This is a genomic window from Mesorhizobium sp. AR07 (genome assembly GCF_024746815.1).
Classification (GTDB): Bacteria; Pseudomonadota; Alphaproteobacteria; order Rhizobiales; family Rhizobiaceae; genus Mesorhizobium.
The window spans coordinates 4891674-4911068 of sequence record NZ_CP080525.1 but is presented as its reverse complement, the minus strand read 5'-3'; the positions used below and the strand labels follow the sequence as shown (position 1 = coordinate 4911068).

The window sequence follows — 19395 nt, the reverse complement described above, 5'->3', positions numbered from 1 at the left end:
GGGGGAGATGCCCGGCAGGGCAGAGGGGGGTGCTTATGCACAAGCTTGAGCGTCTTCTGCGGCCGAAAACGATCGCCGTCTTCGGCGGCGCGCAGGCCGCGGCCGTCGTCGCGCAATCGATCAAGATGGGCTTTGCCGGCGAAATCTGGCCGGTGCACCCGACCAAGGACGAGGTCGCCGGCCGCAAGGCCTATCGTTCGGTGGCTGATCTGCCCGGCGCCCCGGACGCCGCCTTTGTCGGCGTCAACCGGCACCTGACCATCGAGGTGGTCAAGGCGCTGGCCGAGCGCGGCGCCGGCGGCGCCGTCTGCTTTGCCGCCGGCTTCCTCGAAACCGAGGCCTATGACGCGGACGGCGAGCGGCTGCAGGCCGAGCTGGTTGCGGCGGCGGGCCAGATGCCGATCATCGGGCCGAATTGCTATGGCCTGATCAACTATGCCGACGGCGCGCTTTTGTGGCCCGACCAGCATGGCGGCATCAGGCTGGCCGAGGGCGGCAAGGGCGTTGCCATCATCACCCAGTCGTCCAACATCGCCATCAACATGACGATGCAGAAGCGCGGCCTGCCGATCGCCTTTCTGATGACCGCCGGCAACCAGGCGCAAACCGGCCTGTCCGAAATGGCGCTCGGGCTGATCGAGGACGAGCGCGTCACGTCGCTCGGCCTGCATATCGAGGCCTTCGATTCGGTAGCCGGCTTCGAGCGGCTGGCAGCGCGCGCCCGCGAGCTGAAGAAGCCGATCATCGCCATGAAGGTCGGCCGTTCCGAACAGGCGCGGCAGGCGACCGTCTCGCACACCGCCTCTCTGGCCGGCTCGGACGCGGCGTCGGGCGCCTTCCTGAAGCGGCTTGGCATTGCCCGGGTCGATTCCATCCCCGCCTTCATCGAGGCGCTGAAGCTGCTGCACATCACCGGTCCGCTGCCCGGCTACCGGCTGTCGTCGATGAGCTGTTCGGGCGGCGAGGCGTCCGTCATGGCCGACAGCGCCGAAGGCCGCTGGGTCAATTTCCCCGACCTGACCGGCACCCACCGCGCCCATGTCAAATCGACGCTCGGGCCGCTGGTGGCGGTGGCCAACCCGCTCGACTACCACACCTTCATCTGGAACAACGAGCCGGCGATGACCGCCACCTTCACCGCCATGGTGTCGGGCGGCTTCGACCTCAACATGCTGGTGCTCGACTTCCCGCGCCCCGACCGCTGCTCGGATATCGACTGGTGGACGACGCTGCGTGCCTTCGAATCGGCGCTGAAGACCAACAAGGCGCAAGGCGCCATCGTCTCCTCGCTGCCGGAGAACCTGCCGGAGGAGTATACAGCCGGGCTTATGGCGCGCGGCATGGTGCCGTTGTTCGGCATTTCCGAAGCGATGGACGCAGCGCAGGCGGCAGCCTTCATCGGCTGGGCGTGGCGCGAGCCGCAGGCACAGCCGATCGACACATCCGCCTCCGGTGCGCCCCGCGGCGATCACATCACCCCCGACGAGGCCGAGGCAAAATCGCGCCTGATCAAAGCCGGCCTGCCGGTTCCGAAAGGCGAGCGCGCCGCCAATGCCGTCGAGGCGGTGATCTCGTCCATGGCGCTCGGCTTCCCGGTGGTGCTGAAGGCGCTGGGCGTTACTCATAAATCCGAGGTCGGCGCCGTCAGGCTCAACCTCAGGGATGCCGAATCCGTCAGCACGGCGGCGCATGACCTGCTGCCGCTCGGCACAGGCCTCTATGTCGAGCGCATGGTGCGCGACGGTGTCGCCGAACTCATCGTCGGCTTCACCCGCGATCCGATGTTCGGCGCGGTGATGACGCTGGGCACCGGCGGCGTGCTGGTCGAGCTGCTGCGCGACAGCGTCACGCTGATGCTGCCGGCAACGCGCGACGACATCGAGGCGGCGTTGCGCGGCCTCAAACTGTTCCCATTGCTCGAAGGCTATCGCGGCCGGCCGAAAGCCGACGTGGCGGCTGCCATCGACGCCATTTCGGGCATTGCGGCCTTCGTGCAGACGAATGCCGGCGAGATCGAGGAACTCGACATCAACCCGCTGATCGTCTGTACAGAGGGCAAGGGCGCCTGGATCGCCGATGCGCTGCTGGTGCTGGGAGACAAGAAGAATGTCTGACGTCATTTCGACCCGCCGCGAGGGCACCATCCTCGAGGTCACGCTCGACCGGCCCAAGGCCAACGCCATCGACCTGAAAACGTCGCGGCTGATGGGCGAGACCTTCAAGGCGTTCCGCGACGATCCGGAATTGCGCGTCGCCATCGTCAAGACCGCCGGCGACAAGTTCTTCTGCGCCGGCTGGGATTTGAAGGCCGCGGCCGGCGGCGATGCCGTCGACGGCGATTATGGCGTCGGCGGTTTCGCCGGCCTGCAGGAACTGCGCGACCTCAACAAGCCGGTCATCGCTTGCGTCAACGGCATGGCGGTCGGTGGCGGCTTCGAGCTGGCGCTGTCCTGCGATCTCATCTACGCCTCCGATCATTCCTCCTTCGCGCTGCCCGAGATCCGTGCCGGCACGCTGGCCGATGCGGCGACGATCAAACTGCCGAAGCGCATCCCCTACCATGTCGCCATGGACCTTTTGCTTACCGGCCGCTGGATGGATGTCGCCGAGGCGCATCGCTGGGGCCTGGTCAACGAGGTGCTGCCCAAGGAAAAGCTCGAGGACCGCGTCTGGGAGATCGCCCGGCTGCTCGCCGGCGGCCCACCGCTGGTGTTTGCCGCGATCAAGGAGACGGCGCGGGTGGCCGAAGCGCTCACCTTCCAGGACGCGATGAACAAGGTGACGCGCCGCCAGCTGCCAACCGTCGACGCGCTTTATGGCTCCGAGGACAATATGGAAGGCTTTCGCGCTTTTGCCGAAAAGCGCGAGCCTGTGTGGAAGGGGAAGTAGTGGCTTTGTCGAGATGATGGCGTTTCTTCCCACCCCCCTCTGTCCTGCCGGACATCTCCCCCGCAAGGGGGGAGATCGAATATCGCAGCGGCTTTCGCCAATCTCCAATTTTCCAGGAAGGGCAGCTCCGTTGAAGCTGCCAATCTCCCCTCTTGAGGGGGAGATTGCCGGCAGGCCAGAGGAGGGTGCCCAGGCTCAACCTTGGCAGCTGCACCCATGACCGACTACAAAACCCTCATCGGCGCCGAGACATGGGCCTTCATCGAGCGGACCAATTCCTATTATCCGCCCCATACGATCGATTACACGATCGCGCAGCAGCGCGAGATCTATGACCGGATGTGCCGCGAATTCTTTGCCGGCTATCCCTCGGGCGTCGCGGTCGAAACCACCGCCATCGCCGCGCCGACGCACGACATCCCGATCCGCATCTACCGAAGCGCACCGCAAGCGACGGCGACGGTGCTCTATTTCCATGGCGGCGGCTTTATCCTTGGTGGCCTCGACAGCCATGACGATGTCTGCGCAGAGCTTTGCGCCCGCACCGGCTATGAGGTGGTCTCGGTCGACTATCGGCTAGCGCCGGAACATTTGCATCCGGCCGCCTTCGATGACGTGATGAGCGCTTTCGAATGGGCCGCCAACACCCGCTTGCAGCCAATTCTGCTTTGCGGCGACAGCGCCGGCGGCAATCTTGCCGCTGCCGTCAGCCATGCGACACGCGGCCATCCACGCAAGCCGGTCGGCCAGATGCTGATCTATCCCGGCCTCGGCGGCGACCGCTCGAAGGGATCCTACGTGACGCATGCCGAAGCACCGATGCTGACCATGCGTGATCTCGAATTCTACAAGCACATCCGCACCGGCGGTCAGGATCGCAGTGACGATGCGACGCTGGCGCCGCTTGCCGACACCAACTTCGCCAACCTACCGCCGACGGTGCTGATCACCGCGCAATGCGACCCGCTGTCATCCGACGGCGAAGCCTATCGCGACCTGATCGTCGCGGCAGGCGGGCAGGCCACATGGTTCGAGGAACCAGGACTGGTGCACGGTTATCTCAGGGCTCGGCATACGGTCGCCCGTGCCCGCGCGAGCTTCACCCGGATCACCGAGGCGGTGACCGCTTTGGGACTGGGCGAAGGGGTCTCGTGAGAGCCGCCATGCCTATGCGGCGTATATAATTCAGGCCAGAACCTGCTCTCGAATTCCTATGCGGCCAGCGACTATGGTGTTCCGGGCCGCCGCTTGACTGGCGGCCGGAACCACGGACTGGCTTCAAACGAACATGAGATCACATTCAGTCTGGCTGACCTCCAGGGCCAGCCAAAGGATGCCGACGGAATATTTTGTCCTGGCAAACCTCAGAGAACAGGGCGCGATCATCGGTCGGCTCGCCGGCCACCCGATCGCCGATACGGTCGTCGATGCGAGCGGACTGCGATACCATTTTGTCGGCGTTGCACCGCGCGACGCCAATGGGCATTTCGATGTCGAAGCGCTCCGGGCTGGCGAATGGATCGTCCAGCCGGGACTGGTCTATGCCGCGGACGGCAAAGCGCCCTCCGCTCCGTCAAAGCCGCTGCTGAGCGGGCGCGGCCGCAATCCGTCCTGATTGCATTGCTCCTGAACCACCCTCGTTCAGAGCCACCATCGCCTCTCGAATCGCCGTCGCGGTTTCAGGGCGGACAGGCGTCAACGGCAAGCGAACGTCGGGGCTCAGCCCCAACGCCAGATGCAGGGCGTATTTGACCGGTACAGGATTGCTCTCCAGTTCAAGCGCCGCGATCAGCGGCCGCAAGCGATGATGGATAGCGCGGGCGGTGTGGTGGTCGCCTTGCCGGCAGGCATCATGCATCTCGACGCAGAGTCGAGGCGCGACGTTGGAGACCACGGAGATCGTTCCGCGCCCGCCCATCGTGTTGAAGCCGAACGACGTCGCGTCGTGGCCGGACAGGCAGATGAAGCGGCGCCTGAGCACAGCGGGAAGCGAGGACAGCCGGTTCACATCGCCAGTGGCGTCCTTGATGCCGACGATGGTCGGAATCTGCGCCAGGCGCTCGACCGTCTCCAGCGACAGGTCGACGCCGGTTCGCGCCGGGACATTGTAGACGATGATCGGTATCTTGACCTTGCTGGCGACCGCTTCGAAGTGGCGAAAAATCCCCTCCTGGCTCGGCCTGTTGTAGTACGGCGTCACGATCAGGGCAGCGTCGGCGCCGAAAGCTTCGGCGGCTGTCGAGAAAGCAATCGTCGTCTCGGTGCTGTTGGTCCCGGTGCCGGCGATGATCGGCACCCTGCCCCCGGCAATTTTCACGCAGAGCGCGATGATGTCGAGGCGCTCTTCCCACGACAGGGTCGGTGCTTCACCGGTGGTGCCGCACGGCACCAGCCCGTTGATCCCTTGTTCGATCTGCCAACGTAACAGCGTGGTCAGCTGTTTCAGATCGACCTCGCCGTCGGTGAACGGCGTCACCAGCGCGGTCATCGCTCCGGTCAGGCGTACTCGTGCTTGTTCTGACGTCATGGGATTCTCCTGGGTGAATCTTTGGGTATGCTGCCGGTTCGAGGTGCGAGAAAAGCAGCGCCGACAGCAGCGCGGTGGCAAGGTCAGTGTGGTCCGCCTCGAATTTGCCGGCCTTGCCCGGCGCCCCTTCAGGCGTTATTTGAATGCTGCAGAGCCAACGCTCGCCGACCTTGCCGATCGACGACACCGAACGCTCCGGCTTCGACAGAGCGACGAGCAAGAGGACGGCGTCGAGCGTGGCGCCGGCCTCGACCAGACCGGCAAACCGCCGGCCCTGCCGGGACGATCTGTCGAGCGACAGGCCGCGTGCGGCCTCCCATAGTTGGTGTTCGAGCAGCCTGCCGACATGCGCGAGACGATCGAACAATCCGGCCAGATCGGCAGTGTTGGAAGTGTCCATGGTCAGACCGTTCCGGAAAGATGAAAGCAGCCGGAAACAGGATCAGTTGAACAGGGAAAGGCGGACGCTCGCCGGTGCGAAGCGTATCGCGCCGGCCTGATGACCGCTTTCCATCGTGGCGAAACGGACGGCGGAACTCCTGTCGGCGAAAACGCCGCCGGTCGAGCCTTGCTCGTCACGCGCGATCCAATGGCCTTCGCCGTCGCGTCCGACCACGAAACGGTGAAGAGCGTTTCCGTCAGGGGGGATGTGAGAACGTTGCATCTTGATCTCCTGCCTTGCGATCAGGAAACCTGAGCGGCGATTGCCGCCGCGGCCAATAAGGCGCCGACGACCAGGAGCCACCATGTCGGTGTGAAGGGCGCGACCAGGCTGACCGGCCGACGATTGTTATCGGCAGCACGCCGCGCCTGTTCGAGCTGCGACGCCGGCAGCGGACGATGGGTGGGCAGATAGAGCCCGTCCGAGAGGAACATCGAAGACTTCCTTCTTTCTTAACTGTCGCCACGAGGTGGTGACTGCCTGCAGCGGCTCAGGACCGGCTGCACTCGGAAAGATAAAAGCATCCGCATTTGTATTCGAGGCGGCCCAAAACTGAAAAATATAAAAAAGTCATATGTTTATCGCCTGGGCCTATGTGGGACCCAGGCCGGAAATCGGACCGTGATGGCGTCGTTTCAAGCCACCGAGGCGGCCGCCGCCCGGCCGGCGCCGCGTCCGGAAAAGATGCAGCCGCCGAGGAACGTGCCTTCAAGTGCTGCATAGCCATGCACGCCGCCGCCACCGAAACCGGCGGCTTCGCCGACAGCATAGAGCCCCGCCACCGGCTGGCCATCGCCACCCAGCACGCGGCTGTCGAGATCGGTCTGCAGGCCGCCCAGCGTCTTGCGGGTCAGAATGTTGAGGCGGACCGCGATCAGCGGGCCGTTTGCCGGGTCGAGCATCTTGTGCGGTTTTGCCGTGCGGATCAGCCGGTCGCCGAGATAGGCGCGGGCGCCGCGCAGGGCGGTGATCTGCATGTCCTTGGCGAAGGGATTGTCGAGTTGCCGGTCGCGGGCGCGGATCTCGCGCTCGACCTCAGCGAACTCAAGCAGCGGCTCGCCGCCGGCCAGCGCGTTCATGCGGGCGACCAGCGCCGGCAGGTCGGCCTCGACGATGAAATCCTCGCCCTTCTCCATGAAGGCCTTCACCGGGCCCGGAATGCCTGACGTGGCGCGGCCGAGTACCTGGCGCCAGCTCTTGCCGGTCAGGTCGGGATTCTGTTCGGAGCCCGACAGGGCGAACTCCTTCTGGATGATCTTCCTGGTCAGGATGAACCAGGAATAATCAAACCCGGTGCTCATGATGTGGCTGAGCGTGCCCAGCGTGTCGAAGCCGGGATAGAGCGGCACCGGCAGGCGTTTGCCCCTGGCATCGAGCCAAAGCGATGACGGGCCGGGCAGGATGCGGATAGCATGGTCGGTCCAGATCGGCGCCCAGTTCTTGATGCCCTCGACATAGTGCCACATGCGGTCGCGGTTGATGAGATTGCCGCCGGCGGCTTCTGTGATCGCCAGCATGCGGCCGTCGACATGGTCGGGCACGCCGGTGATCATGCGCTTGGGTGCCGTGCCCAGCCGTTGCGGCCAGTTTTCCCGGACAAGCTGATGGTTGGCGCCAATGCCACCGGAGGCGACGATCACCGCTTGCGCATGAAGCTCGAAATCGCCTGATATGTCGCGCGAGCTCTTGTGGCCGCGCTCGACTGGGCTTGGCTGCAAGATGTCGCCGCGCACGCCGTCGACGGTGGCACCCGTGCGGGTCAATTCGTTGACGCGGTGGCGAAATTTGAAGCGGATCAGCCCGCTTTTCTCGGCTTCGCGCACGCGCTGCACGAAGGGTTCGAGCACGCCGGGACCGGTGCCCCAGGTGATATGGAAGCGCGGCACCGAATTGCCGTGGCCAATGGCATTGCCGCCACCGCGCTCGGCCCAGCCGACGACGGGAAAGAACTTCAGGCCGCGCTGCATCAGCCAGGAACGCTTCTCGCCGGCGGCGAAGCCGACATAGGCCTGCGCCCATTTGCGCGGCCAGAAATCCTCCGGGCGGTCGAAAGCAGCGGTGCCCAGCCAGTCCTCGAGCGCCAGATCATGCGAATCGCGGATGCGCATGCGCCGCTGCTCGGGCGAATCGACGAGGAAAAGGCCGCCGAACGACCAGAACGCCTGGCCGCCCAGCGACTGTTCCGGCTCCTGGTCGACGATGATGATCTTCTTGCCGGCTTCGGCAAGCTCGGCGGCGGCAACCAGCCCGGCAAGGCCGGCGCCGACAATGATCACATCCGCGTCGTCAGCCATTTCCCCCTCCAATTAGCCGGCTTGGTAACTCCGGCTCTCCTTCCGGAATTGCGTCAAACAAAGAGCTAGACGGTTTCCCAGCTGTCCTTGCCGCCGGCGCGGAAGATGGCGTCGATGACCTTCTGGTTGAGCACGGACTCCTCCAGCGTGAAGACGCGCTCCTTGCCGCCCTGTGCCGCCCGCGCGAAGGTCTCGACCTCCAGCTTGTACTGCTGCGTGCCGGGAAAGCGGAAGACCTGCGCCTCGGTGTGGTTCTGGTTGTGCAGCTCGACGCGGTGATGGTCGTAGAGCCCGGCGTTGAAGGGCGAGAACACTTCGATGAAACCCTTCTCGCCGTGGAACACCATCACCTGGCGCGCCGCCATCTGCGTCGACAGATAGAAGGACAGTTCGAAATCGCCGAAATCGGCGCGGATCGAGGAATAGATGTCGGTGCCGAATTTCTTGTCACGCTCGATCGTCGCCTGCACCCGCAGCGGCTCCTTGCCGGTCGAAAAGCGCGTCGACACGGTCGGGTAGACGCCGATGTCGGGCAGCGCGCCGCCGCCGAGGTCGAGCTGGTTGCGCATGTTGTTGGGGTCGACATTGTAGTAGGAGAAGGCGCCCTGCACATGGCGCAGCCGGCCGATGGCGCCGCTGGCGATGAGGTCGCGCACCTTGATCCATTGCGGATGGTAGATGACCATGAAGGCTTCGCAGACCAGCACCTTTTTGGCATCGCGCAGCTTGATCAGCGGGACAATGTCCTTGGCGTCGAGCGCCAGCGGCTTTTCGACCAGCACATGCTTGCCGGCTTGAATAGCCTTCGCCGTCCATTCGACATGCTGGGAGGTCGGCAGCGGAATGTAGACGCCGTCGACTTCCTTCGAGGCGAGCAGTTCCTCATAGGAGCCGAAGGCATGGCGCGCGCCGAAGCGTTCGGCCAGCGCCTTGGCCTTCGACAGGTCGCGGCTGGCGATCGCCGACAGAACGCCGTTCTCGGCCTCGACCATTGCCGGCAACAAATGCTCGCGGCCGATCTTGGCCGTCGACAACACACCCCATCGGAACATCAGGCTTCTCCCTATCGATTACAGGCGAAGAGGTTTGCCCGAAATCGGAGGAAAAGCAAATTGGAGACCGGTTCCTCGCCCCACGAAGTGGGGAGAGGTGGCCCGGCGAAGCCGGGACGAAGAGGGGTCTTCGTAGCGAGCTGACATTCGGTGTCCAAGCGCGCCTGAAAGGCTTCGTATCATCAAGGCCAGTCTCTCGCTCAGTCTTTTGCAGGATTGTGGCCTCGCGACCGTCGCCCCCTCTCCGTCCCGGCTTCGCCGGGCCACCTCTCCCCGTCCGCGGGGCGAGGAACCCAAGTCCTGTTCAGCCCCTTTTACCCGTCAGCGTCATGTCGAAGTCGACGATGTTGGAATAGATCGGCGTGCCGACATCCATGCCGTAGCGCGACCTGAGTACCTTGCCGGTGACGTGGAATTTTATCGTGCCGGCCTTGAGGCCACCCAGTTCGGCGGTGAACTTTTCCGGGAACGTCTTGCCGCGCGCCGTCAGCCGGCCACTGACGAGAGCCGTGGTGTCGCTGGTGCGGGTCACGCTGGTCGAGCGGAACTGGATTTCCGGGCTGTTGGCGGCGTCGAACACGGCGTCGGAGCGCAGGAAGGCATCGATGCGGCCCTGGCCGGTGCCGACGCTTTCAGGAAAGATGGTGAAATTGACCTGCGAGCGCCCGACATCGCTGTTGTCGATGCGGATCGAACCCTTGAAGCGGGCGAAGGCGCCATTGAGGTCGCCGCCGCCGACCTTGCCGATGGAAAAGCGGATACTGGAACTGGCCGGGCTGATCGCGTAGCTGCCGGCGGCGTCGCTGAGCGCGACGGCGGCTGAAACCGGCATGGCAAGGCAAGCGGCGATCGCCGCAAATCCGAGGATGCGCGTGTACATGGGGTTGTTCCTTGTTGGAGGCAGCGCATTTCCCGCGCGCCCTCGCCCCATGAACGAATGAACCGGCCGCTCTATTCCGCGCCATCGTCTGACGAAGGCGTGATCATGCGCGCGAGCACGCCATCCCTGAGCTGGAAATGATGACGCAGCGCCGCCGCGACATGCAGGGCGACAAGCGCGATGCCGGCATAGGCGAGATACCAGTGCGCCGCCGCCCAGAAGCTTTCGGCGCCATCCGATTCGGCCAGCGGCAGGTTCGGCATGATGAAAAGATCGAACGGCATCGAGGGTATCTCCAGCATCGACACCGACACCAGCGCCCAGCCGGACAAAGGCAGGGCCAGCTGAAACGCATAGAGCGCAAGGTGAGCGAGCGGCCCGGCCCGGCGCTCCAGGGTTCCAACCGAGCGCGGCAGCGCCGGCGCTGCATTGCCCAAGCGCCAGGCGATGCGCAGGATCACCAGCCCGAGCAACAGAAAGCCGAAGGATTTGTGCAGCTGGATCAGTTCGAAGGCAGTGCGCTGGCTGGTGAGCCGCACCATAATGAAGCCGAGCCCGAATTGGCCGATGAAGATCAGCGCAATCAGCCAGTGAAGAATGATCGAGCCCCAGCCGTAGCGGGCCGTGCTGTTGGTGATCGATGCCTGCATGGGGAGTGAACGATGGGTGGGGCGGGTTTCTTCCTGATTCTTCACCCTCCCCTCGTGGGGAGGGTCGGCTCGCAGTCGGAGCGAAGCGGAGATGGCGAGATGGGGTGGGGGTGCGCCCTACGAGGACCCCCACCCCGATCCGCTTCGCGGATCGACCCTCCCCACAAGGGGGAGGGTAAACCTAGCCGCCCACCTTGAAAAAATCGACAAAAGCCCTGAGCGCCGGGCGCATCTGGCGGCGGCTGGGATAATAGACGAAGAACCCGTCGAAAGACGGGCACCAGTCCTCCAGCACGCGGATCAGCCTGCCGTCGGCCAGCGGCGCGCGGACGTAATCCTCGAAGACGAAGGCGAGGCCGGCGCCGTCGACCGCCGCCTGGGCGATCAGATGGTCCTCGTCGAGGATCAGCGGCCCTTGCGCGGCAATCTCGATCTCCTCTCCGCCCTTGGCGAACTCCCAGCGGTAGAGGATGCCGCTGGAGAAGCGGAAGCGAATGCAGCGATGGTCGGCTAGGTCGCGCGGGTGGCCCGGTCTTGGCATGGCATCGAAATAGGATGGCGCGCCGACCACTGCGCCGCGAATGTCCGGTCCGATGCGCACCGCGATCATATCGCGCTGCAGGCTTTCGCCGAGCCGCACGCCGGCATCGAAACCGCCTTCGACGACATCGGTGAAGCGGTCCTCGACAACGATCTCCAGCACGATGTCGGGATAGGCCGCCGCAAAGGCGCCGAGCCGTGGCGTCAGCACCAGATGCGCGGCCGTGCGCGGCACGCTGAGCCGCAGATTCCCGGCCGGCCGGTTGCGCGCCTCGACCGCCGTCTCCAGCGCCAGCTCGATCTCGGAAAGCGCCGGCCGCAATCGGTCCAGCAACTGCGCGCCTTCTTCGGTGGGCGCGACGCTGCGCGTGCTGCGCGAGAGAAGGCGAACGCCAAGCCGTGCTTCAAGGCTGGACACCGCGTGGCTGACCGCCGACGGCGCGATGGCCAATTCCCTGGCCGCGCCGCGAAAGCTGCCGCATTGGGCGACGGTTGCCAGCACCGCCAGTTGAGAAAGATGCGCTCGGTTCATTGATCTATCTTTAGTACGGGCCGTACGCAGAAGCGCCGATTATCGAACACATAGCAAGGCGTTATCTCCGTTGCATCACAACAAGGAGACGCGTGATGCAAACCCGCAAGCTAGGTACTGAGTTGAACGTCTACCCCGTCGGCCTCGGCTGCATGGGCATGAGCTTCGTTTATGGCGGCCAGCCGGAGGCAGAGGCGATCGCCACGCTGCACCGCGCCGTCGAGATCGGCGTCAACTTCTTCGACACGGCTGAAGTCTATGGCCCTTATGAGAACGAGATCCTGCTTGGCAAGGCGCTGAAGTCGGTACGGAACAAAGTGACGATTGCGACGAAATTCGGCTTCAAGATTTTGGAGGAAGGCACCGGCATCGACCGCATGGCCGGCGTCGACAGCCGCCCCGAGCACGCCAAGGCGGTGGCCGAAGCCTCGTTGAAGCGGCTGGGCACCGATGTGATCGACCTCTACTACCAGCACCGTGTCGACCCCAATGTGCCGATCGAGGACACGGTCGGTGCCATGGCCGAGCTGGTGCGCGAGGGCAAGGTGCGCGCGCTTGGTCTTTCGGAGGCGAGTGCCGCGACCATCCGCCGGGCGCATGCCGTGCATCCGATCGCTGCCGTGCAGAGCGAATATTCGCTGTGGAGCCGTGATCCGGAAGACGAGGTGTTCGCCGTCTGCCGCGAGCTTGGCATCGGCTTTGTTCCCTACAGCCCGCTCGGCCGCGGCCTTTTGACCGGCACGATCGCCAAGCCCGAGGCTTTGAGCGACGACGACTGGCGCCGCGGCTTGCCGCGCTTCCAGGCCGATGCCATAGCAGCGAATGCCGCTGTCATCGCCACGCTGGAAAAGATGGCGGCTGAAAAGGGCGTCACCCCGGCACAGTTGGCGCTCGCCTGGGTGCTGCACCAAGGCGATTTCATCGTGCCGATCCCCGGCGCACGAAAAATCCGCCATCTCGAGCAGAACACGGCAGCGGCCGTGATCGAGCTGAGCGCGGCCGAGGTGCAAGCGATCGGCGACGCGCTGTCACCGGATAAGGTGGTCGGCAAGCGCTACACCGAGGAGTTACTGGCGCTTGTGAATGGGTGAAGCCTCACCCTCCCCCTTGTGGGGAGGGTCGGCTGGCTGTCGCAGCGCAGCGGAGACAGCGAGACGGGGTGGGGGCGCGCCCTACGAGACCCCACCCCGCTTCGCAAAAGCCGCCCTGCGGCATTTGCTGCGCGACCCTCCCCACAAAGGGTCCACAAAGGGGGAGGGTGAGGTCACCACGGCACCACCGTAATCTCCGGCCAGTTGCCCTTCGCCCGCGCCCCCTTGGCCTCATGCGTCTCCCGGTTATCCATCACCCGGTTCGGGGTGATGCGAAACGAGAAAATGTCGTCAAGACCAAACGGCGCCACAACGTCAAGCTGCCCATCCGCATCGAAGCGAACCCCAACCGCGTGGGTCTTGGAGGCGAAATAGCCGACCGACTCGCTGGAACTCGTGTAGCGCGGACACGGTTGTCCGAACTTCTGGGGGTACCAGAGATGAACACGGGCCTGATTGCGTATCTCGACCGGCAGCGGCAGCCCCGCAAAATGCTTCGCGGCCCGGCGAATGACCGCGTCTTCCGCCTCATAGGACAGGTCGCCCGCATCGAAATAGAAGAGATCGATGTCCTTGATACCATGACCCGCCGGCTTGCCTGTCAGGTGATTCCAGACGGAGTTGTAGAGCGCGCCGGAGACGACCAGCCAGCCCGGCAGGTCGAGCGAGCGTGCCCTCGCCAGGGCGTTGTGGACCAGCGGATCGGCCGACACGATGGCGAGGAACGCCGCGCGTTGTTCCTCGAACGGCAGCCCGGAATAGCGCAGATGGTCCATCGCCCTTTGGAGGGCGATTCGCCACCTGTCCGCAATCCCTCAAGTCCTGAGCACGCCACCGGTCTGCTTGCCGACATTCTCGACGATGCGCTTGGCCAGCGCCTCGAAATCCTCGTCGGTCAGCGTCTTCTCGACCGGTTGGATCGACACTTCGATGGCGATCGACTTCTTGCCCTCGCCGAGCGATGCGCCTTCGAAGATATCGAAGACCGAAACGGCTGATATCAGCTTCTTGTCGGCGGCAAGTGCGGCACGGATCAGCGTACCGGCCTCGACCGCTTTGTCGACGACGAAGGCGAAATCGCGCTTGACCGCCTGGAAGGCGGACAATTCCAGCTTCGGCTTGGTTTTCGTCGGCTTGGCCTTCGGCTCGGGCACGGCATCGACGAACACTTCGAAGCCGCAGAGCGGGCCGGAAACATCGAGCCCCTCCAGCGTCTTCGGATGGAATTCGCCGAATGTGCCAAGCACGGTTTTCGGCCCAAGCTTGATCGTGCCGGAACGGCCAGGGTGATACCAGGCCGGCCCACCGGCTTCGATCTGCAGACGCTCGACCGGCGCGCCGCAGGCTTCGAGCGCGGCGATCGCGTCGGCCTTGGCGTCGAACACGCCGACCGGACCTGAATTGCCGGCCCAATTGCGGCCGGACCCGTCGAGCTTGGCGGTACCGCGGCGCACGCCGGCGGCAACGCGCCGCTGCTGGTCGGCGGCGTCGCCCTCATAGGTGCCCGACACTTCGAACAGGGCGACGTCGCCAACGCCCTTGTCGGCATTGCGCTGGGCGGCGGCGATCAGCCCCGGCAGCAGCGACGGCCGCATGTCGGACATGTCGGCGGCGATCGGGTTGGCGAGCTTCAGCGCCGTCTGGCCGCCGCCGAACAGTTCGGCGTGTTTGGCCGGAATGAACGACCAGGTGACGGCCTCCATCATGCCGCGCACGGCGAGCGCGCGCTTGGCGGTGCGGGTGCGGACCTGCAGCGTGGTGAGTATCTTGGCATTGACCGCGTCATGCGCGCCGAGCGGCTGCGGTGCGATGTTGTCGACGCCGTGGATGCGCATCACCTCCTCGACCAGGTCGGCCTTGCCGTCGACGTCGGGGCGCCAGGACGGAACCTTCACGTCGACAATTCGGCCCGAGCCCCGCGGCTCGAAGCCGAGGCGCGACAGGATATCGAGGCTTGTCGAGCCTGGCACCTCGATGCCGGTCAGCCGCTTCACTTCCGACAGTGGGAAGGAGACGATCTTGGGCTGGTGGCCGGCATAGCCGACGACTTCGGTCTCCGTCGGCGTGCCGCCGCAGAGATCGAGCACCAGTTTTGTCGCCAGCTCGATGCCGGGGACCATGAATTCAGGATCAACGCCGCGCTCGAAGCGGTAGCGCGCATCGGTGATGATGCCGAGCGTCCTTCCGGTACGGGCGGTGGTGATCGGGTCCCAAAGGGCCGATTCGATCAGCACGTCTGACGTGTTCTCGTCGCAGCCGGAATGTTCGCCGCCCATGACGCCGGCGATCGACTCGACGCCGTTGTCGTCAGCGATGACGCACATCTCCGGCGTCAGCGTGTATTCGCGGCCATCGAGCGCCTGCACCTTTTCGCCATCGCGCGCGCGGCGCACGACGAGATTGCCGGCAACCTTGCTGGCGTCGAACACATGCAGCGGGCGGCCGCGGTCGAAGGTGACGTAGTTGGTGATGTCGACCAGCGCGCTGATCGGCCTCAGCCCGATGGCGATCAAGCGCTGCTGCAGCCATTTCGGCGATGGCCCGTTCTTGACGCCTCGCACCAGCCGCAGCGCAAAGCCGGGGCAGAGTTCCGGTGCCACGATCGTCACCTTGACCGGGCACATGCCGCTGCCGACATGCGGCATGATGGCGCCACCGACGAGGCGGCCAAGCCCGCTTGCCGCCAGATCCCTGGCGATGCCGTAGACGCTTGTGGCATCCGGCCGGTTCGGCGTCAGGTTGATCTCGATCACCGGGTCGTCGAGATGCACATAGGCGGCGAAGCTGGTGCCGACCGGCGCGTCCTCAGGCAGGTCGATGATGCCGTTATGCTCGTCGGAAAGCTCCAGCTCGCGCTCGGAACACATCATGCCATGGCTTTCGACGCCCCGGATCTTGCCGACCGCCAGCGTCACGTCGATGCCAGGCACATAGGCGCCCGGCGCGGCAAAGGCGCCGATCAGGCCGGCCCGCGCATTGGGCGCGCCGCAGACGACCTGCACGGGTGGCTTGCCGTCGCCCGTATCGACGGTCAGCACCCGCAGCCGGTCGGCATCGGGGTGCTGCACCGCCGTCAGCACCTTGGCGATGACGAACGGTTTCAGGCTCGACTTGTCGTCGACATGCTCGACTTCGAGGCCGATCGAGGTCAGCCGCTCGACGATCTCGTTGAGCGAGGCATCGGTCTCGAGATGATCCTTGAGCCAGGAGAGGGTGAATTTCATGGAACTGTTCCGTCTGGTCTTTTGACGCTTGTTTTCAGATGTCTCGGCAGATCGTCGGACATATGCAGGAAGGGAAGCTGCTCGCTGACATAGGCGTGCTGCGTCGGCCTGAAATCGGCCGGCATGTCCATGGCACCGAGCATGAAATAGATGTCGTCCTCCAGCCGCTCGTCGACATAGGCGATCGGCGAGCCGCAGACGCCACAGAAGGAGCGCGTCACCGGGCCGTTCTCATACATCTTCAGCGCCTTGCCGGTGAACGCGACCTGATCGACCAGGAAGCCGACAAAGGCCGATACCGGCGCGCCGCTGGCCCGCCGGCAATCGCCGCAATGGCAATAGCTGACGTGGTGCGGCTCGGCGGAGGCCTCGAACCGCACAGCGCCGCAGCGGCAGCCGCCGGCGTGGACGGCTGTCATGCGCTCAGGCCTCCGAACAGCGTCGGCATGTCGAGCGGGCGAAAACCGTAATGCGACAGCCAGCGGACGTCGGCATCGAAGAAGGCGCGCAGGTCCGGCATGCCGTATTTCAGCATGGCGATGCGGTCGATGCCCATGCCCCAGGCAAAGCCCTGATATTCGTCCGGATCGAGACCGCCATGGCGCAGCACATTGGGGTGCACCATGCCGCAGCCGAGTATCTCCATCCAGTCGGAGCCTTCGCCGAAGCGCACCTCGCCGGGCCTTGAGCGGTCGCACTGGATGTCGACCTCGAGGCTCGGCTCGGTGAACGGGAAGAAGGACGGCCGGAAGCGCATCTTGACCTGCGGCACCTCGAAGAAAGCCTTGCAGAACTCCTCCAGCACCCACTTCATGTTGGCGACGTTGGCCGTCTTGTCGATCACCAGCCCCTCGACCTGATGGAACATCGGCGAGTGGGTGGCATCCGAATCCTGCCGGTAGGTTTTTCCGGGAATGACGATGCGGATCGGCGGCTTCTTCGTCTCCATGGTGCGGATCTGCACCGGCGAGGTGTGGGTGCGCAAAAGCTTGCGCTCGCCCTTCTCGTCCGGCTGGAAGAAGAAGGTGTCGTGCATTTCGCGCGCCGGATGGCCTTCGGGGAAATTCAGCGCGGTGAAATTGTAGTAGTCGCTCTCGATATCGGGACCTTCGGCTATGGAGAAACCGAGGTCGCCAAAGATCGCCGCGATCTCGTCGATGACCTGGCTGATCGGGTGGATGCGGCCGCGCTCGGCCGGCGACTGCCGCACCGGCAAGGTCACATCGACCTTTTCCGCGCTAAGCCGGGCGGTGATCGCCACATCCTTCAATTCGACCTTGCGGGCCGTCAGCGCCTCGGTGACGCGGTTCTTGAGGCCGTTGATGACAGGGCCTTTGATCTGGCGCTCTTCGGCGGTCATGGCGCCAAGCGTTTTCAGCATCTCGGACACGGTGCCCTTCTTGCCGAAGGCGGCGATGCGCACGGCCTCGATGGCCGGCTCATCGGCGGCCGAGGCGATGTCGGCCATCAGGGAATTTTCGAGCGTATCCAGGCCAGTGGTTGCGTCGTTCACGGTCAAACTCGCTACGTTGGAAGTCGGCTTTAAGGTGAAAGTCACTTTTAGGTTGAACGTTCAGGCATCAGAGACAAAAGAACCCGCGCCAGCCGTGCCAGCGCGGGTTCCCCAAATCAGAATTTCGAATGCTTGGGAAGCGCTGGTCTTAAGCGACAGCGCTTTCAAAAGCGTTCGGCGTGGTGTTCTTCAGATATTCGAGCGCAACCTTGGCCTTGGCGACCAGGGCGGCGAAAGCCTGCGGCTCATGGATGGCCATGTCCGACAGGATCTTGCGGTCGATCTCGATGCCCGACTTGTTGAGGCCGTCGATGAAGCGGCCATAGGTCAGGCCGTGCTCGTGCGTCGCGGCGTTGATGCGCTGGATCCACAGAGCGCGGAACGAGCGCTTGCGGTTCTTGCGGTCGCGATACGCGTACTGCATCGACTTTTCCACCGCCTGCTTGGCGATGCGGATGGTGTTCTTGCGGCGGCCGTAGAAGCCTTTCGCGGCTTTCAGGACCTTCTTGTGCTTGGCGTGCGAGGTGACGCCTCTCTTTACGCGTGCCATGTCATGATCTCCTTAAAACGTGTCCGGACCGAATGCCTTAGAGGCCGTTCGGCAGAAAATTCTTGATGACCTTCTTGCCATCCGGTTCAGCCAGAACCATCGTGCCGCGGGCATTTCGAATGAACTTGTTGGAACGCTTGATCATGCCGTGACGCTTGCCGGCCGCAGCCGACAGGACTTTACCCGTACCTGTGATCTTGAACCGCTTTTTGGCGGCGGACTTGGTCTTCATCTTGGGCATTTTGCTACTCCGTATTGTTGGCGCACTATCGCGCTTCTTGTTCGCTCCGGGCCGACCAAAGCCCGAAAAGCAAATGAAACCGCCACGGCATGCCCTGCCGGGCGGTTTTTTGGAACGCGGTCCTATACGTCAAAGCAGGCGGCTGTGCAACACCCGTTGCGCGGCGTATTCCCGGGACATCGGGACGCGGCGCCCGCCCCTCGATCAGGGGAGCCTAAACAACACCGGCAAAATACCTGACTGCTGGGCGCCGTCGATCAGCTCGAAAGCCGGCAGCGCGACGAGAAACACCAGGCCGTCGAGCAGCGTGGTCAACAGCAGGCGCGGCTTGAAGCTGCCGGTATCGCCCTCCTGGTAAAGCGAAAGCTTCGGGAAGAAGCGCGGCACCCGCGCCAGATAGGCCTGATAGGGCGCGCCGAGTGCTTCTGTCAGGAACTTCTCCTCGCGCAGGATGACGATATGGAAGGCGCCGGCGCAGAGGAGCGCAAAGAGAAGGATGCCGGAGAACGAGCCGATCTGTGCGCCGACACCGGCCGCGGCCACGGTCGAGAACACATAGAGCGGGTTGCGGGTGATCGAGTAGGGTCCGCCCGTCACCACTTCGGACGATTTGCGCCCACCTATGTAGAGCGTCGCCCAAAGGCGCCCGATGATACCGAGGAAAATCAGCAGAACGCCGAACATCTCGATCGATTCATGCATCGGCGTGTCGGGCGGGAAGGTTGACTGCCCGAACAGCAGCACCGCGAACAGCACAACCACGAGCCCGGCAAGCACCAGCCGACGCATTTGCTGGTAGTTACCCAGCCCGTATTTGGGTTCTTTGTCCAAGGTGAGGACTCCGATCGTCGAGAAGCCTAATGCATGTCGCTCAAAAATGTCCCCGGTTTTGGGAGGACGACATGCACAAAACAGAGCCGGCGATCGCAGCTGCGGCCGAGAAACAGGCGTCCCGCCGATCGTCGGGACG

At 64.3% G+C, this 19395-nt stretch carries 20 protein-coding genes; 5 read left to right on the top strand and 15 right to left on the bottom strand.

What is annotated here, in order from left to right:
* The first annotated feature begins 35 nt into the window (after positions 1-35).
* The 4 genes from BPNPMPFG_RS24770 to BPNPMPFG_RS24755 all read left to right on the top strand — a co-directional run bounded on the left by BPNPMPFG_RS24770 (position 36) and on the right by BPNPMPFG_RS24755 (position 4504).
* Positions 36-2114 (top strand): acetate--CoA ligase family protein, encoded by a 2079-nt coding sequence (locus BPNPMPFG_RS24770; RefSeq protein ID WP_258591249.1) that lies wholly within the window; start codon positions 36-38, stop codon positions 2112-2114.
* Complete coding sequence (locus tag BPNPMPFG_RS24765; RefSeq protein ID WP_258591248.1) at positions 2107-2889, top strand: carnitinyl-CoA dehydratase; 783 nt, start codon at positions 2107-2109, stop codon at positions 2887-2889. The genes BPNPMPFG_RS24770 and BPNPMPFG_RS24765 overlap by 8 nt, the downstream gene beginning before the upstream one ends.
* Positions 2890-3105: 216 nt before the next feature.
* Positions 3106-4044, top strand: coding sequence for an alpha/beta hydrolase (locus tag BPNPMPFG_RS24760; protein ID WP_258591247.1), 939 nt, complete (start codon positions 3106-3108; stop codon positions 4042-4044).
* A gap of 178 nt (positions 4045-4222) precedes the next feature.
* A complete protein-coding gene (locus BPNPMPFG_RS24755) occupies positions 4223-4504 on the top strand; it encodes a hypothetical protein (protein WP_258591246.1) in 282 nt (93 codons plus the stop codon).
* Here the strand turns inward: BPNPMPFG_RS24755 and dapA are convergent.
* The 8 genes from dapA to BPNPMPFG_RS24715 form a co-directional block, all read right to left on the bottom strand.
* On the bottom strand, positions 4463-5416 hold the full coding sequence (gene dapA, locus BPNPMPFG_RS24750; RefSeq protein ID WP_258591245.1) for a 4-hydroxy-tetrahydrodipicolinate synthase: 954 nt from the start codon (positions 5414-5416) through the stop codon (positions 4463-4465). The two genes, BPNPMPFG_RS24755 and dapA, sit on opposite strands and share 42 nt — an antisense overlap.
* A gap of 442 nt (positions 5417-5858) precedes the next feature.
* On the bottom strand, positions 5859-6080 hold the full coding sequence (locus BPNPMPFG_RS24745; RefSeq protein ID WP_258591244.1) for a hypothetical protein: 222 nt from the start codon (positions 6078-6080) through the stop codon (positions 5859-5861).
* Between the two features lie 20 nt (positions 6081-6100).
* Positions 6101-6292 carry a hypothetical protein gene (locus BPNPMPFG_RS24740; RefSeq protein WP_258591243.1) on the bottom strand — a complete coding sequence of 64 codons (192 nt, stop codon included), beginning with the start codon at positions 6290-6292 and terminating at the stop codon, positions 6101-6103.
* 201 nt (positions 6293-6493) lie between these two features.
* Positions 6494-8152 carry an FAD-binding dehydrogenase gene (locus BPNPMPFG_RS24735; RefSeq protein WP_258591242.1) on the bottom strand — a complete coding sequence of 553 codons (1659 nt, stop codon included), beginning with the start codon at positions 8150-8152 and terminating at the stop codon, positions 6494-6496.
* A gap of 65 nt (positions 8153-8217) precedes the next feature.
* Positions 8218-9204, bottom strand: a complete 987-nt coding sequence (locus BPNPMPFG_RS24730; RefSeq protein ID WP_258591241.1) for a Gfo/Idh/MocA family protein — start codon at positions 9202-9204, stop codon at positions 8218-8220.
* A 304-nt stretch (positions 9205-9508) separates the two neighbouring features.
* Positions 9509-10084 (bottom strand): YceI family protein, encoded by a 576-nt coding sequence (locus BPNPMPFG_RS24725; RefSeq protein ID WP_258591240.1) that lies wholly within the window; start codon positions 10082-10084, stop codon positions 9509-9511.
* Positions 10085-10155: 71 nt separating this feature from the next.
* Positions 10156-10734: a cytochrome b gene (locus tag BPNPMPFG_RS24720; protein WP_258596903.1), complete on the bottom strand. Its 579-nt coding sequence runs from the start codon at positions 10732-10734 to the stop codon at positions 10156-10158.
* A gap of 181 nt (positions 10735-10915) precedes the next feature.
* Positions 10916-11806, bottom strand: a complete 891-nt coding sequence (locus BPNPMPFG_RS24715; protein ID WP_258591239.1) for a LysR family transcriptional regulator — start codon at positions 11804-11806, stop codon at positions 10916-10918.
* Positions 11807-11901: 95 nt separating this feature from the next.
* Between BPNPMPFG_RS24715 and BPNPMPFG_RS24710 the strand changes: the two genes are divergently transcribed.
* Complete coding sequence (locus tag BPNPMPFG_RS24710; RefSeq protein WP_258591238.1) at positions 11902-12897, top strand: aldo/keto reductase; 996 nt, start codon at positions 11902-11904, stop codon at positions 12895-12897.
* A gap of 173 nt (positions 12898-13070) precedes the next feature.
* On the opposite strand, the gene BPNPMPFG_RS24705 is transcribed toward BPNPMPFG_RS24710, so the two are convergent.
* The 7 genes from BPNPMPFG_RS24705 to BPNPMPFG_RS24675 form a co-directional block, all read right to left on the bottom strand.
* Positions 13071-13673 (bottom strand): nucleotidyltransferase family protein, encoded by a 603-nt coding sequence (locus BPNPMPFG_RS24705; RefSeq protein WP_258591237.1) that lies wholly within the window; start codon positions 13671-13673, stop codon positions 13071-13073.
* A gap of 39 nt (positions 13674-13712) precedes the next feature.
* Positions 13713-16121, bottom strand: a complete 2409-nt coding sequence (gene pheT / locus BPNPMPFG_RS24700; protein WP_258591236.1) for a phenylalanine--tRNA ligase subunit beta — start codon at positions 16119-16121, stop codon at positions 13713-13715.
* A complete protein-coding gene (locus BPNPMPFG_RS24695) occupies positions 16118-16540 on the bottom strand; it encodes a GFA family protein (protein ID WP_258591235.1) in 423 nt (140 codons plus the stop codon). Before BPNPMPFG_RS24695 ends, pheT begins: the two co-directional genes overlap by 4 nt.
* The gene (gene pheS / locus BPNPMPFG_RS24690; protein ID WP_258596902.1) at positions 16537-17589 is read right to left on the bottom strand and encodes a phenylalanine--tRNA ligase subunit alpha; all 1053 of its coding nucleotides are present in this window, start codon (positions 17587-17589) and stop codon (positions 16537-16539) included. Before pheS ends, BPNPMPFG_RS24695 begins: the two co-directional genes overlap by 4 nt.
* 193 nt (positions 17590-17782) lie before the next feature.
* Positions 17783-18184, bottom strand: a complete 402-nt coding sequence (gene rplT, locus BPNPMPFG_RS24685) for a 50S ribosomal protein L20 (protein ID WP_023672281.1) — start codon at positions 18182-18184, stop codon at positions 17783-17785.
* 37 nt (positions 18185-18221) lie between these two features.
* On the bottom strand, positions 18222-18425 hold the full coding sequence (gene rpmI / locus BPNPMPFG_RS24680) for a 50S ribosomal protein L35 (RefSeq protein WP_006201248.1): 204 nt from the start codon (positions 18423-18425) through the stop codon (positions 18222-18224).
* A gap of 204 nt (positions 18426-18629) precedes the next feature.
* Positions 18630-19256 carry a methyltransferase family protein gene (locus BPNPMPFG_RS24675; RefSeq protein ID WP_258591234.1) on the bottom strand — a complete coding sequence of 209 codons (627 nt, stop codon included), beginning with the start codon at positions 19254-19256 and terminating at the stop codon, positions 18630-18632.
* Between the last annotated feature and the right edge of the window lie 139 nt (positions 19257-19395).

Bases quoted from the DNA above. Each gene is read 5' to 3' on its own strand.
- BPNPMPFG_RS24720 (WP_258596903.1), bottom strand. From the start codon at position 10,734: ATGCAGGCATCGATCACCAACAGCACGGCCCGCTACGGCTGGGGCTCG.
- pheS (WP_258596902.1), bottom strand. From the start codon at position 17,589: ATGGCCGACATCGCCTCGGCCGCCGATGAGCCGGCCATCGAGGCCGTG.
- BPNPMPFG_RS24715 (WP_258591239.1), bottom strand. From the start codon at position 11,806: ATGAACCGAGCGCATCTTTCTCAACTGGCGGTGCTGGCAACCGTCGCC.
- BPNPMPFG_RS24760 (WP_258591247.1), top strand. From the start codon at position 3,106: ATGACCGACTACAAAACCCTCATCGGCGCCGAGACATGGGCCTTCATC.
- BPNPMPFG_RS24740 (WP_258591243.1), bottom strand. From the start codon at position 6,292: ATGTTCCTCTCGGACGGGCTCTATCTGCCCACCCATCGTCCGCTGCCG.
- dapA (WP_258591245.1), bottom strand. From the start codon at position 5,416: ATGACGTCAGAACAAGCACGAGTACGCCTGACCGGAGCGATGACCGCG.
- BPNPMPFG_RS24710 (WP_258591238.1), top strand. From the start codon at position 11,902: ATGCAAACCCGCAAGCTAGGTACTGAGTTGAACGTCTACCCCGTCGGC.
- BPNPMPFG_RS24755 (WP_258591246.1), top strand. From the start codon at position 4,223: ATGCCGACGGAATATTTTGTCCTGGCAAACCTCAGAGAACAGGGCGCG.
- BPNPMPFG_RS24770 (WP_258591249.1), top strand. From the start codon at position 36: ATGCACAAGCTTGAGCGTCTTCTGCGGCCGAAAACGATCGCCGTCTTC.
- rpmI (WP_006201248.1), bottom strand. From the start codon at position 18,425: ATGCCCAAGATGAAGACCAAGTCCGCCGCCAAAAAGCGGTTCAAGATC.
- BPNPMPFG_RS24695 (WP_258591235.1), bottom strand. From the start codon at position 16,540: ATGACAGCCGTCCACGCCGGCGGCTGCCGCTGCGGCGCTGTGCGGTTC.
- rplT (WP_023672281.1), bottom strand. From the start codon at position 18,184: ATGGCACGCGTAAAGAGAGGCGTCACCTCGCACGCCAAGCACAAGAAG.
- BPNPMPFG_RS24745 (WP_258591244.1), bottom strand. From the start codon at position 6,080: ATGCAACGTTCTCACATCCCCCCTGACGGAAACGCTCTTCACCGTTTC.
- BPNPMPFG_RS24705 (WP_258591237.1), bottom strand. From the start codon at position 13,673: ATGGACCATCTGCGCTATTCCGGGCTGCCGTTCGAGGAACAACGCGCG.
- BPNPMPFG_RS24765 (WP_258591248.1), top strand. From the start codon at position 2,107: ATGTCTGACGTCATTTCGACCCGCCGCGAGGGCACCATCCTCGAGGTC.
- BPNPMPFG_RS24725 (WP_258591240.1), bottom strand. From the start codon at position 10,084: ATGTACACGCGCATCCTCGGATTTGCGGCGATCGCCGCTTGCCTTGCC.
- BPNPMPFG_RS24735 (WP_258591242.1), bottom strand. From the start codon at position 8,152: ATGGCTGACGACGCGGATGTGATCATTGTCGGCGCCGGCCTTGCCGGG.
- pheT (WP_258591236.1), bottom strand. From the start codon at position 16,121: ATGAAATTCACCCTCTCCTGGCTCAAGGATCATCTCGAGACCGATGCC.
- BPNPMPFG_RS24730 (WP_258591241.1), bottom strand. From the start codon at position 9,204: ATGTTCCGATGGGGTGTGTTGTCGACGGCCAAGATCGGCCGCGAGCAT.